Source organism: Exiguobacterium acetylicum, assembly GCF_022170825.1.
In the GTDB taxonomy this organism is placed as follows: Bacteria; Bacillota; Bacilli; order Exiguobacteriales; family Exiguobacteriaceae; genus Exiguobacterium_A; species Exiguobacterium_A acetylicum_B.
The window spans coordinates 1,841,230-1,853,510 of sequence record NZ_CP081878.1 but is presented as its reverse complement, the minus strand read 5'-3'; the positions used below and the strand labels follow the sequence as shown (position 1 = coordinate 1,853,510).

13 protein-coding genes are annotated in these 12,281 nt (G+C 43.4%); 12 read left to right on the top strand and 1 reads right to left on the bottom strand.

Translation table 11 applies throughout. The annotated features are described in order from the left end of the window. The first annotated feature begins 13 nt into the window (after positions 1-13). From K6T22_RS09780 to K6T22_RS09740, 9 genes are all read left to right on the top strand, one after another. Positions 14-223: a hypothetical protein gene (locus K6T22_RS09780; RefSeq protein WP_238236764.1), complete on the top strand. Its 210-nt coding sequence runs from the start codon at positions 14-16 to the stop codon at positions 221-223. Between the two features lie 350 nt (positions 224-573). Next, positions 574-1,197, top strand: a complete 624-nt coding sequence (locus K6T22_RS09775; protein WP_238236762.1) for a 3D domain-containing protein — start codon at positions 574-576, stop codon at positions 1,195-1,197. A gap of 178 nt (positions 1,198-1,375) precedes the next feature. Continuing rightward, complete coding sequence (locus K6T22_RS09770) at positions 1,376-2,107, top strand: ABC transporter ATP-binding protein (protein ID WP_283205677.1); 732 nt, start codon at positions 1,376-1,378, stop codon at positions 2,105-2,107. Beyond that, a complete protein-coding gene (locus K6T22_RS09765) occupies positions 2,104-3,621 on the top strand; it encodes an ABC transporter permease/substrate-binding protein (RefSeq protein WP_238236761.1) in 1,518 nt (505 codons plus the stop codon). Before K6T22_RS09770 ends, K6T22_RS09765 begins: the two co-directional genes overlap by 4 nt. Next, on the top strand, positions 3,618-4,490 hold the full coding sequence (locus K6T22_RS09760) for a diacylglycerol/lipid kinase family protein (protein WP_238236759.1): 873 nt from the start codon (positions 3,618-3,620) through the stop codon (positions 4,488-4,490). Before K6T22_RS09765 ends, K6T22_RS09760 begins: the two co-directional genes overlap by 4 nt. 176 nt (positions 4,491-4,666) lie before the next feature. Then, positions 4,667-6,010 (top strand): sodium-dependent transporter, encoded by a 1,344-nt coding sequence (locus K6T22_RS09755; RefSeq protein WP_238236757.1) that lies wholly within the window; start codon positions 4,667-4,669, stop codon positions 6,008-6,010. A gap of 256 nt (positions 6,011-6,266) precedes the next feature. After that, on the top strand, positions 6,267-7,010 hold the full coding sequence (locus K6T22_RS09750) for a 5-bromo-4-chloroindolyl phosphate hydrolysis family protein (RefSeq protein ID WP_238236755.1): 744 nt from the start codon (positions 6,267-6,269) through the stop codon (positions 7,008-7,010). After that, positions 6,997-8,205 (top strand): toxic anion resistance protein, encoded by a 1,209-nt coding sequence (locus K6T22_RS09745; protein ID WP_238236754.1) that lies wholly within the window; start codon positions 6,997-6,999, stop codon positions 8,203-8,205. The genes K6T22_RS09750 and K6T22_RS09745 overlap by 14 nt, the downstream gene beginning before the upstream one ends. A 49-nt stretch (positions 8,206-8,254) precedes the next feature. Then, positions 8,255-8,821: a deoxycytidylate deaminase gene (locus K6T22_RS09740; RefSeq protein ID WP_238236753.1), complete on the top strand. Its 567-nt coding sequence runs from the start codon at positions 8,255-8,257 to the stop codon at positions 8,819-8,821. A gap of 271 nt (positions 8,822-9,092) precedes the next feature. Here K6T22_RS09740 and K6T22_RS09735 read toward each other — a convergent pair whose 3' ends face one another. After that, complete coding sequence (locus K6T22_RS09735; RefSeq protein WP_238236752.1) at positions 9,093-9,578, bottom strand: hypothetical protein; 486 nt, start codon at positions 9,576-9,578, stop codon at positions 9,093-9,095. A gap of 142 nt (positions 9,579-9,720) precedes the next feature. Here K6T22_RS09735 and K6T22_RS09730 point away from each other — a divergent pair, with 142 nt between their 5' ends. Genes K6T22_RS09730 through K6T22_RS09720 form a run of 3 tightly spaced genes read left to right on the top strand, consistent with a single transcriptional unit; the run spans position 9,721 to position 12,276 of the window. Beyond that, positions 9,721-10,911 (top strand): HD domain-containing protein, encoded by a 1,191-nt coding sequence (locus K6T22_RS09730; protein WP_238236751.1) that lies wholly within the window; start codon positions 9,721-9,723, stop codon positions 10,909-10,911. A gap of 11 nt (positions 10,912-10,922) precedes the next feature. Then, positions 10,923-11,882, top strand: coding sequence for a CobW family GTP-binding protein (locus K6T22_RS09725; RefSeq protein ID WP_238236750.1), 960 nt, complete (start codon positions 10,923-10,925; stop codon positions 11,880-11,882). After that, on the top strand, positions 11,875-12,276 hold the full coding sequence (locus K6T22_RS09720) for a reverse transcriptase-like protein (protein WP_238236749.1): 402 nt from the start codon (positions 11,875-11,877) through the stop codon (positions 12,274-12,276). The genes K6T22_RS09725 and K6T22_RS09720 overlap by 8 nt, the downstream gene beginning before the upstream one ends. The last annotated feature ends 5 nt before the right edge of the window (positions 12,277-12,281 follow it).

Here is a 12,281-nt window from a genome sequence, read left to right as displayed (position 1 = left end):
GGAGATGAGTCAGATGGAAGAAACAGAAGAGTTATTCGATTATATCGTTGGCGATATGGTAAAAACAAAAGATGGCTGGGTTGCGGAAGTGACAGCTGTATTGACAAATACGGTCGTTGGTGATGTATCTCACACGAAAAACTTTGAGTCACTTGGTTTGGAGTTCGAAAAACAAGTGTTATTAAAGTCAGAAATTGAACTATTAGAACGTAAAACAAAATAATGCATGAGAGCACACCAGTTGATACGGTGTGCTTTTTTCATGTTCATTCAGATAGGTGAATAATAATAAACTGTTACTTTAGACGAGTGAAGCAAGAATTGGACGAAATGACTGAAAACATCGAAAAGATACATTTATTACAGAAGAGTAACAAAGAATAAATCGTAACAGAATGGTTACAAAATATAAAAACGTTGCTACACAACGGATGAGAGCGTTTTTTGTAAGCGTGTAACCATTTCGTTACTTTTTGACAGATATATTTCAATTCATAGTGTTCGCTTTTCAAACTATTTGTCACCGTGATACGTTGTCCGGGTCGTAAAACGGCGAGAAAGGTTGGCATCAACATGAAACGAACATCATTCCTTTTATCCCTTTGTATAGCGGGATTCATATTTATTCTTTTGCCGCAACATGAAGCGTCAGCCGCACAAATCGGGATCGGTACGGAGAAAACGATCGTCCAAAATCCATTAGAGATGAAACGTCAAGCTGCTCAAGAGAAGCGTGAACAAGCAGAGGCACGAAAACAGGCACGCTTACAAGCAGAGCAGAAAGCTAAAACAGAGCAGAGAGCTAAATTGGATGCTAAAAAGAAAGCGCAGCAAGCTACGAAACAAAGTCATGTGCAAGCACAGAGTAATTCTTCCTCGAAACGGACGGAAACGTTTGAGACGACAGCATATACGACAAATCCAGAAAACAATGGTAGTCGCTTGTATAATGGTCGTGCATTAACGGCATCGGGTTATGACGTCACGAATACGATTACATACGAAGGACGTCGAATCGTAGCAGTCGATCCATCAGTCGTTCCACTTGGAACTAAGGTACATGTAGAAGGTTTCGGAGATGCGATTGCCCTCGATACGGGTGGTGCAATTCGTGGGAAAATCATGGATCTTTTAGTAGGTTCTAAACAAGAAGCGTTAGAATGGGGTCGCCGACATGTAACGGTGACGTTCGAATAAAAGCATCATACAGTCAGACGGTGGATATTCTCCACCGTCCTTTTTGTTATTGCGATGATTTATCTACTCAAGGAAAGATTTATAAAAACAGGGGAACAAATGAACGGAATAGGTTTTAGAACCCCAGAGAAAGGGGAATTTTACAAAGATAATAAACAGGGGAAACGAGGGATGATACGTGATTGAATTTAAGGATGTCGGCAAAACGTATGCAGACGGGACAAAGGCAGTACAACACGTCAACTTTACTGTTGATCGAGGTGAGATTTTTTGCTTGATTGGTCCTTCAGGTTGCGGTAAAACGACGACGATGAAAATGGTTAATCGATTGATTGATCACTCGGAGGGACAAATTTGGATTGATGGTGAACCGATCATGTCAATTAATGAACATGAACTCCGGCGTCGAATTGGATACGTCTTGCAACAGATTGCTCTTTTTCCACACATGACGATTGAGGAAAATGTCAGCGTCGTACCCGAATTATTGAAGTGGGATAAAGAAAAAGTGTCGCGACGGGTCGATGAATTATTCCGATTGACTGGATTAAATACATCACTTAAAAAGAAATACCCAAGTGAACTTTCTGGTGGACAACAACAACGTGTCGGCGTCATGCGCGCACTCGCAGCAGAACAAGATGTCATCTTGATGGATGAACCGTTCTCTGCGCTTGATCCCATTTCACGTGAACAATTGCAAAATGATTTGTTGCATCTAAACGAAGAACTAGGCAAAACAATCTTGTTCGTTACACACGATATGAACGAAGCATTAAAACTGGGCAGTCGCATTTGTCTGATGAACGCTGGGGAGATTGCTTTCATTGGTACGAAAGAAGAAGTACTAGCTAGTAACGATCCATTCGTTCAAGAGTTCATGCGTCAAGTTAGGGGGAGTGTCGAATGAATGGATTGATCGAAACGTACCAAGACCGGAAGACGGAATTGCTTCAAGCGTTAATCGAGCATATTCAATTATCGGTCATTTCCTTGCTGATCGCATGTGTCATCGCTATTCCGCTCGGGATTTACTTATCACGTAACAAACGTCTGAGTGAGTGGTCAATTGGTGTAACCTCTGTCATCCAGACGATTCCATCTCTCGCATTACTCGGTCTGATGATCCCGCTCGTTGGAATCGGTACAGTCCCGTCCATTATTGCACTGGTCTTATATTCCTTGTTACCAATCGTTCGTAATACCTACACGGGTCTTGCCGAAGTCGATCCTTCGATCAAGGAAGCAGCACGAGCGTGTGGAATGACTCCGATGCAGAGCCTTTGGAAAGTCGAACTCCCGTTGGCTTTGCCTGTCATGATGGCCGGGATTCGGACCGCCATGGTACTGATCATTGGTACGGCAACGATCGCTGCCTTGATTGGTGCAGGAGGATTAGGATCCATCATTCTCCTCGGGATTGACCGCAATGATAATTATCTACTGTTGCTTGGTGCGATTCCAGCAGCACTCCTTGCCCTGTTATTTGACGGATTGTTACGTCAAACGGAAGTCGCGACACGTAAACGACAAACAGCACGTCTCGTGACAGCAGTCGTCTTGATGGTCGCAATCGTCGCCGCTCCATTCGCGTTCGGGCGTAGTGAACGACCGGATCTCGTCGTTGCCGGAAAACTAGGCGTAGAACCAGAAATTTTAATGAATATGTATAAGGTTGTCATTGAAGATGAAACGGATTTGACGGTACAAGTCAAACCGAACTTCGGGAAGACGACCTTCGTCTATAAGGCACTCGAATCAGGTGATATCGATGCGTATCCAGAGTTTACAGGAACGGTGCTCGCTAGTTTGACGAATGAAAAACCGAAGTCGAATGATGCAAAAGAAGTGTATGAACAGGCAAAAGCCGGTCTTGAAAAACAAGATTTAGCCTTGCTACCACCGATGAACTATAACAATACCTATGCTGTAGCTGTTCCAAAGAAATTAGCAGACCGTTACGATTTGAAGACGATCTCTGATTTAAAACAGGTCGCGAATCAGTTGACGGCTGGATTCACGTTAGAATTTAAGGACCGACAGGATGGGTATAAAGGGATTCAAGATAAATATGACGTTAATTTCCAGAAAGTGGTCACGATGGAACCAAAATTGCGCTATAAAGCAATCGAGTCAGGTGAGATCGATGTCATTGATGCTTACTCGACAGATCCGGAGATTGCGAAATACGACATGGTCGTCTTAAAAGACGATCAGCAACTATTCCCTCCATATGAAGGAGCTCCTCTTCTGCGACAAGAGACGATCGAGGAGTATCCAGAAGTAAAACAAGCACTTGAGCAATTATCAGGTAAAATTTCAGATGAAGAGATGTCTAAGATGAATGAAGCGGTCGCATACGGTGGGAAGACAGCAAATGAGGTCGCCCGTGATTACCTGAAGAAAGAAGGCATCATTCAATGAAACTGTTACTGATCAGCAATCCTACAGCCGGAACGAATGGTACAGGATTACTTGGAGAAGTCATTGAACCGTTAAGTACCTTATTCGATGAAATCGTCATAAAAAATACGAAGCAAGCAGGGGATGCGATGCACTTCGCGGAAGATTCGTCCGCGTTTGACGCCGTCGTTGTCATCGGTGGAGATGGGACTGTCTTTGAAACGATCAACGGCGTCGCAAAACTAGACGATCGACCCATTCTTGGCATCATTCCTGGAGGGACATGCAATGATTTCGCACGAACGCTTGGCTTACCGATGGCGCCACGCCTTGCTGCGGAAGCGATTGCGATGCAACATGTTGTCCAAGTCGATCTTGGACAAGTCGAAGATAGCTATTTTTTGAATTTCCTTGGTGTTGGTCTTGTCGCAGAAGCATCCATTGGTATCGATACAGAGGAAAAAGCACGTCTTGGTAAGATGGGTTATTATCTATCGACTATCCGTTCGAGTCTAGAAGCAAAACCATTCGAATATGAATTGATCCTAGACGAAGGGCGTCATATGACCGGTGAAGCGGTACTAATTCTTGCAGCAAATGGAGAATCGCTCGGTGGAATCGAAACAAACTTGTCCGATGGAGCGTATAACGATGGGAAACTTGATTTAGTCATCGTCGATGAAGTGAACTTGACGACCATTCGCGATGTAATCCTTCAAAAAATTGGTCTTGCTAATGATCCTTCCTTTACGCACATCTTGACGAGCGGTTTTCAGTTAAAAACGAAAGATGCAAAAGTCATCGATACAGATGGTGAAAAAGCCATCCATACGCCAGTTACAGTCAAAGTATTACCAGAATATCTCCAAATGTATGGAGGCACACTATAATAAAGTGAGATTGAAGAGAAAGTCGTAAAATCATACGATTTTCTCTTTTTTTATGTTTGTTCAATACATGTATGCGGTTATGCTTTGACGCTTTAAAGAAAATATTTGATAAAGGATGACTTTCACGGATTCTTTCTGTACAATGAAAAAGTATTTTGAAAAGGAGGTGGAGCACCATGAAAGGAAACGCATGGGCTTCAAAAGTTGGGTTTATTTTAGCAGCAGCGGGATCCGCCATTGGTCTGGGGGCCATCTGGAAATTTCCGTACACGACTGGGACGAACGGAGGAGGCGCCTTTTTACTCTTATTCCTCGTGTTTACCTTATTACTTGGACTGCCTGTCTTGATTGCCGAATTTTTAATCGGTCGAACGAGCGGGAAAACGGCACTCCGGGCATTCTCGGCGCTTGGTCATAAGAAGTTTACGTTCATTGGTGTCCTTGGTGTCATCGCATGTTTCTTGTTGCTCTCTTTCTACAGCGTAATCGGCGGATGGGTCTTGATTTATACGATCCTTGGTTTTACCGGTCGCTTAACGACGATGGACAGTGGGGCGCTTGGTGAACTGTTTGGTACGATTTCAGCCTCACCAGTGTATGTCATTTCAGGACAATTAATATTCCTCGCATTGACGTGCTGGATCGTATTACGTGGTGTTCAATCTGGTATTGAAAAAATGAGTAAAATCATGATGCCCTTATTATTCGTTTGTTTCATTGTTCTCGTAGTCCGCTCTTTGACACTCGATGGTGCAATGGAAGGTGTTAAGTTCTTCATACAACCTGATTTCTCGGTCTTGAATCGAACATCGGTGCTCAGTGCACTCGGTCAAGCGTTCTTTTCACTATCACTTGGTGTATCAGCGATGCTGACATACGCTTCCTATATGAAGGAACGTGGAGAAATCAATCGTTCTGCAGCATGGATCGTCGCGATGAACGTCGCCGTCTCATTACTGGCAGGATTTGCGATTTTCCCAGCGGTTTTTGCTTCGGGGCTTGATCCGGCAGAAGGACCGGCGTTACTCTTTATCGTCTTACCAACTGTCTTCAGTCAAATCCAGTTTGGCTCAGTCTTCTTGACATTGTTCTTCCTTTTATTCGCTTTCGCATCGATCACCTCATCGATTGCCATGCTTGAAGTCGTTGTTGCTTCCTTAACCGATCGTAAAGAAAATGCGACGATGCATGATAAAAAACGAACAACATGGCTAGCGACACTAGCCATCGCAATCGTCGGCATTCCATCTGCCCTCTCGTTCGGAATCTTAGGTGATGCTCAATTCATGGGAAAAACATTCTTTGACAGTGTTGATTTTCTTGTCTCGAATATTTTGATGCCAATCGGTGCTTTATTGATCTCGATATTTGCTGGCTATAAACTAGATCGAGCTCTTGTCGAACAGGAACTCGTAACGAGTCCAATGATGAAAAAAATGGTTCCGATCTGGCGACTTAGTGTATGTTACTTGAGTCCGGTCGCGATTCTCGTTATTCTTGTCTGGCCATTGTTCGGATAACAAATGAAATATTCTTGATAAGGTAGTCGACTAGCATTGTCGACTACCTTATTTGTTGTGAGATGATATCAAGAAGGAAAGAACGAATAGTTCATTCTTCAGTCTGATGTTATTCGTTAAAAAGTATGGTGAAATATGAATACATGAGGCATAACATTTCGCAAAAACGGGAAACTTTTTGTTAGACCATACGTAATGTTAAAATAAAGACACGTAAACCTGATAGAAGAATCAGCACGAAGGAAGAGGGGATGACATGAAGTCTTCATGGTGGATATTTGGTTCCATCGGTATGATGTTCGTATTTCTACAATTAGCCGATACGTTCAACTTCTCGGGAATCTTCATCGCTCTTGGGTTGTGGTTCATTTGGAGCGGTTACCGGACTAAACCAGGTCGACGATATCGGACAGAACGGAAGTCGACTGAAATCAAGCGAAAAAATGTGAAAAAGAAATTACTTCTTGACGATGAAGAGGAGTTCGTCGGAAGTGTCATTTTAAAACCAGAACGGGCAACGCGTCGTTTTGAAGAGACAGATGATTTGGAGCTTCAAGTATTACAGCGGACAATTGAAGAAGGATTTACGAAAATTCAGACGTACGATCAAATCGTTCCGTCCATTCGAGATAGTGAAATCAGAAGTGAGATGCGAATCGTCTCGCGTGAAGCGCATGTGTTGTTCGAGGAGTTATATGAAAGTCCACGCGACGTCAAAAAAGTTCGAGACTTCTTTACATTCTACCTGGATTCCTTATTGTCGATTTCAGAAAAATATGCCGATTTGGAACGCCGTGGTGCACAAGTTCAATTGGATACGAAAAATCAATTGATTTCGAACTTGAAAATGATTGGTCAAAAGTTGAAACAGCAACAAACCTTGTTACTTGAAGGAGATACCGTTGATTTAGAACGGGAACTTTTGACAATTGAAAAAGTATTGTCGCAAGAGACTGAACAACGAAAACAGGAGGAGAGTTACCGACATGACCCATTCTGATAAAGATACGTGGCAACAATGGCCTGATGAGCAAGATCAACCGACGATTTCTGATCCGTCGGTCGACCTGAATGTAGCAGAGACACCACCAAAAATGCCGGCACGACCGGTCGAAGAGATGATCCCTTCAGATGTTCCGTCAGAACAACGACAAAAGATTGAACGCTTGCTTCAGGTGATTGATCTTCAAAAAACGGATGCTGTCATGCAGTTTGGCGCGCCTGTGCAACGTGAGTTATCCCAATTCTCTGATCAAGTCTTAAGTGAAGTGAAGATGAAGGATGGCGGTGAAGCGGGAAAATTGTTGAGTGATTTAATGCAACGTGTCCGCCAAATGGATCCAGACACACTCCAAGAAAAAAAGAGTTTCTGGTCGAACGTACCGGTCATTGGTCGGGCGAAGAAAAAAGCGGAGACGTACTTCTTACAATACGAGAAGATGAGTGCGTATTTGGAAGAAGTCGTACACAATTTAGATCGTTCGAAGTTCGGGTTGATGAAGGACATCACATTACTTGATCAAATGTACCAAAAAAATAAGCGTTATTTCGAAGAATTGAACGTTTATATTGCAGCCGGTGAAACGAAAATTGCCCACGTTCGTCAACATGAGATTGAACCGTTACGAACAGAAGTGGAAGTATCGCGGGATCAGACGAAATTACAAGAGTTGAATGACTTGATTCAATTAACCGATCGTTTTGAAAAGAAAATCCATGATTTAAAATTGTCACGGACGATCAGTTTGCAAATGGCGCCGCAAATTCGAGTCATCCAGCAAAACAATCAAATTTTAGCGGAAAAAATCGAATCAGCCGTCGTCAATACGATTCCACTGTGGAAGAACCAAGTAGTCCTATCCTTGAGCTTGTCGCGTCAAAAGGCAGCTCTTGAAATGCAAAAGGATGTCACTAATACGACGAACCAGTTACTGGAGCAAAATTCGAAGTTACTGAAGGAATCGTCGATCGAGATTGCTGAAGAAAATGAAAAAGGTATCGTATCTGTTGAGTCATTAAAGGTTGCGCATCAAAACTTGATCGAGACACTTGACGAGACATTACGCATCCAACAAGAAGGAAAACAGAAGCGTCGTGACGCGGAGCATGAACTAGAGCGAATGGAGAACGAACTGAAACAAAAAGTCATCGAAGTCGCTTCAAAAAGCAGAGAACTACCGAATCGACCATACTAAGGAACACGATTTTTCGTGTTCCTTTCCTTCATGAAAGGAAGGATTAGGAATGAAAAGCGAAGAGAAGCAGTTAAAATGGGATACGACGTGGTTATTATTTGCACGGATGATGGCAGATCGTCATTCTAAATGTGCATCGAAATCTGTTGCATGTGTTATCGTCAAAGATGAGAAGCCAATTTCAATTGGAATAAACGGAACACCAAGCCAACATGTGAATTGTAACGAAATCTACTTAAAGCAAGATGGCATTCTCTATACATCACGACCTGATCATCCAATTGTTGAAGAGTCGCTGGAACGAGATGGCGTTTCGTTTTATCGTTGTGAAAATCAAGAGGAACATCATGAGTGGTCGAAGCAACATGAAATTCATGCTGAAATCAATGCACTCGGTAAACTAGCAGCCGACTCGACAAGTGCGCGTCATGCGACAGCTTATGTCACACATAGTCCATGTCACGCATGCAGTTTAGCACTGATTGCCTCCAAAATCGATCGTGTCGTCTATTCGACAGGATATGAATATGGGGACGGATTGAATCTGATGCGACAAAGCGGAATCGAAGTCATCCACTTGCCACTAGCGAACGAATATTTTCTTGAAAAAATTTAACGAAAAAGGGTTGTAAACGCTTCCATTGCATTGTATGATGAAATCAAGCATTGCCATGGTAATTATTCACTCTTCCATTCGGACTGATTTTCAATCGAAAATCGGTCCACTTTTTTTTAGAAAAGAATTGACAGAGCTTGAATAGTTTGTCATGATGACTATAGAATATGACGAAGCGGAACGCCGCATTTTCATACAAAGCCAATCAAGGAGCTGGAATGCCAGGTCGTTGAATAAAAAATCCTGACTCGTATGAGTCAGGATTTTTTTGTTATGGATGAACAAGCATCGCTTCCTTCAGACGCTTAGCACGGATTGCACATTTTGTGGCGACCGCGCCTGCGAGGATCGTCAAGAACCGTTGACACAGAATGTCTGGTTGAGACTGATGTAAAAATAACTGATGTAATAGTCGGTTAAAGGCGGCGTCAAGAGAAGATAAATGCCTTTTGATAGTCGAAGGTGACATATCTTGAATTTCTTCTGCTTGATAGCCGGCATCACTTTGAAACGCAGAGAGGATGAGTAATTCTGTTTGCACATCAGCTAATGGTAGTCCCTGTTCTTGAACAAGGTGACAAGCCTGGCGCAATTCTTGGATCAACAACTGTTCTAATGCATATGACGTCTGCGTTTGATACGGATCGTACAATTGAACAGCTTGTCGAATTTGATCGCGTGTTACGATTTCTGTTGCATTCCATTGATCGAGTGTGGCAACAGCTTCACTGTATAAATGAGTAAGTGGTCGAATCATCTTTTCTCCTCCTTTAGGCATTAAAGTAGACTTCCAGTTTCATCATAATTCATTTAGAAAACGCTTACAATATCTGTTTAATAGTAGTCGTGATGAAATCGTGTCTGCTATGATATGAATGAAGAAAAAGGAGTGAGATGATGTGATTCAATTATTTAAGGCACTTCCAGAAGTGACGATGCCTCCTTATGAAAATGATGCTTTTTCTATCAACTATTCGGATCAACCGATTGGACTTTCGATTGATACACTTGCACCCGGTGAACGAATTGAAGAAGTCTTACTCGTTGCCTCTGGTGAAATCCGTACTGGTCAAACCGGGCGAGAATGGTTACAATTCACGTTCAACTCACCAGCAGGATCTTGTAAGGGAAAACAATGGATCAATCAAGGGACAGCAGAAGAAGCACTTCGTCCGTATCTCGAGACACGAATCGTTCGAGTCGAGGCAAAGGTAGAGGAGTATCCGCCGCAATCCGGTAATAAATCGTTGACGGTTCAACGCGTCACACCGATTCATGATGCCTCACCGACGCAGTTCTTACCACAGCTACCTGCAGATGAGTTGCTTGAAGCATATCGTGATCAATTGCTCGGATTAGTCGGTCAACTCGATTCCCCGTATCAAGAGATTGCGCTTTCGATATTGCGGCAGTACTGGACGGACTTTTCAACACGACCGGCTGCTCTTTTTCATCATCATGCCTATATTGGTGGACTACTCAAACATACAGCTTGTATGATGACGATTGGTCGCGGAATCTGCGATAGTGAACAACCCTATTTGACGCTACTCAAATGTATCCAAGAAGCAGAAGCTGATCATAAGAATGAACTATTCCAAGCAAATGAACGTGAGATGCGCCAATTTTCTTGGGATGACAGTTTTGATGCACTCTATCAAGCGGCAAAAGGGATCGCGCTGTTAGATCAACGTCCGAATCCGAACGAATTGTTACTCGGTATTTTGTTGCATGACATCGGAAAACTATGGGAGTATACACATGCAGGGGCTTCGGCAGATCGTTTTTCGAGACTGTTGCAGGTGACGGAAGAAGAGGAAGAACTAGCAGGCATTGCACTTGATCCGGACGGTATATTGATTGGTCATATGCCCTACGGATGTTTCGTACTCGAGCAAACGCTCCGAGAAGAAGACATTCGATTACCGCGTGCGGTCTACCATCGTCTCATGCATATGGTATTATCACATCACGGGAAACGTGAGTGGGGATCAAGCGTGACACCACAAACGACAGATGCTTGGTATCTCCATGCAATTGATCTGCTCGATGCACGAAAAGAAAAATGGCGTCAGCAACAAGGACGCTAAGGAGTGAAATCATGCAAGACAAAATACGTACGACCATCATTACTGGTTTTTTAGGTGCCGGTAAAACCACGTTACTCAATCACCTCGTCTCTCAACCGACTGAGAAGTTTGCCTTACTCGTCAACGAAGTCGGTTCCGTTCATATTGATGAAGCGTTGATCGAACGTAGTGACGAAGAGATGATTGAGCTAACGAATGGTTGCATTTGTTGTTCGATTCGAGGCGATTTACGGGATGCACTACTTCGGATTGCGAAACGGCGTCGAGATGGCGAATTATCATTTGATCGATTATTGATTGAGACGACAGGTGTTGCCGATCCAGGACCGATTCTGCAGACGTTTTATTTTGAACCAGCCGTTGAACAGTTCTATCAGATTTCAAGTGTCGTTACGGTTATCGATGCGTACCATTTAGAACGTCAACTGACGTTCCAGGAAAATGTGAAACAAATCGGATTTGCCGATGTTCTTCTCTTGAACAAAATCGATTTAGTCGATGCGTCGGATCGCGAAACATTGACTGCTTTGCTACGCGAACGTAATCCCTCAGCAGCTATCATCGAGACGGAACTAGGACAAGTGGAATCCGATCAATTGTTCGAAACGTTCCACTTTCCAAAAGAAGAACAAGTACGGCTCAGTCAGCAAACAGATCAAGTCCATCAGTCAGTCGATGATTTCACGGCACTGACGATTGTCGAAGAACGACCGTTGAATCGAAATCGGTTTGGAATGGTACTGCGTGAAGTTTTAGAAGCGTATGCGGAGGATCTCTATCGGTATAAAGGGATCATTCATTTTTCAGATACGGAACGAAAAGTCATTCTACAAGGAACGGGAATGATTTACGGAACAGCCATCCGAGAACCGTTCAGCGAACAACCAAAGACGACGCTCGTCTTCATTGGGAAAGGGCTGGATGAACAGGCGATACGAAAAGGAATCGAGGCGGCAATTGAACATGGTTGAACTTTATTTTGACGGTACGGTCCGTCCTTCAAACGACGAAGCGGCGGTTGGACTCTTTAGTAAAAACTCCGAAGGCGAAGTCACGGAGAAAATGTATCAAATCCAAGCGATTAATAATCATGAAGCAGAATTCATCGCTTTTGCGAAAGCAGTCGAGTGGGCACATGAACTCATCGCGCAAGGAGAGAGCGTCATATCGTTTCGGACCGATTCAGAAGCGGTTGCACTTGCAGTCGAACGTGAATTCGTCAAGAACAAACGAACACAGACAATCTTTGATCCTGCCTTTGAGCGCTATCAACTCTTACCGCTTGCATTCGTGAAGTGGATTCCAAGATCCGAGAACAAGGCAGATCGTGTAGCACGCGAGGCGTTACGCTTGTATGAAGTTTGATGTAC

Coding starts and splice junctions, on each gene's coding strand:
- K6T22_RS09720 (WP_238236749.1), top strand. CDS start 11,875: ATGGTTGAACTTTATTTTGACGGTACGGTCCGTCCTTCAAACGACGAA.
- K6T22_RS09765 (WP_238236761.1), top strand. CDS start 2,104: ATGAATGGATTGATCGAAACGTACCAAGACCGGAAGACGGAATTGCTT.
- K6T22_RS09760 (WP_238236759.1), top strand. CDS start 3,618: ATGAAACTGTTACTGATCAGCAATCCTACAGCCGGAACGAATGGTACA.
- K6T22_RS09750 (WP_238236755.1), top strand. CDS start 6,267: ATGAAGTCTTCATGGTGGATATTTGGTTCCATCGGTATGATGTTCGTA.
- K6T22_RS09725 (WP_238236750.1), top strand. CDS start 10,923: ATGCAAGACAAAATACGTACGACCATCATTACTGGTTTTTTAGGTGCC.
- K6T22_RS09755 (WP_238236757.1), top strand. CDS start 4,667: ATGAAAGGAAACGCATGGGCTTCAAAAGTTGGGTTTATTTTAGCAGCA.
- K6T22_RS09740 (WP_238236753.1), top strand. CDS start 8,255: ATGAAAAGCGAAGAGAAGCAGTTAAAATGGGATACGACGTGGTTATTA.
- K6T22_RS09775 (WP_238236762.1), top strand. CDS start 574: ATGAAACGAACATCATTCCTTTTATCCCTTTGTATAGCGGGATTCATA.
- K6T22_RS09745 (WP_238236754.1), top strand. CDS start 6,997: ATGACCCATTCTGATAAAGATACGTGGCAACAATGGCCTGATGAGCAA.
- K6T22_RS09735 (WP_238236752.1), bottom strand. CDS start 9,578: ATGATTCGACCACTTACTCATTTATACAGTGAAGCTGTTGCCACACTC.
- K6T22_RS09780 (WP_238236764.1), top strand. CDS start 14: ATGGAAGAAACAGAAGAGTTATTCGATTATATCGTTGGCGATATGGTA.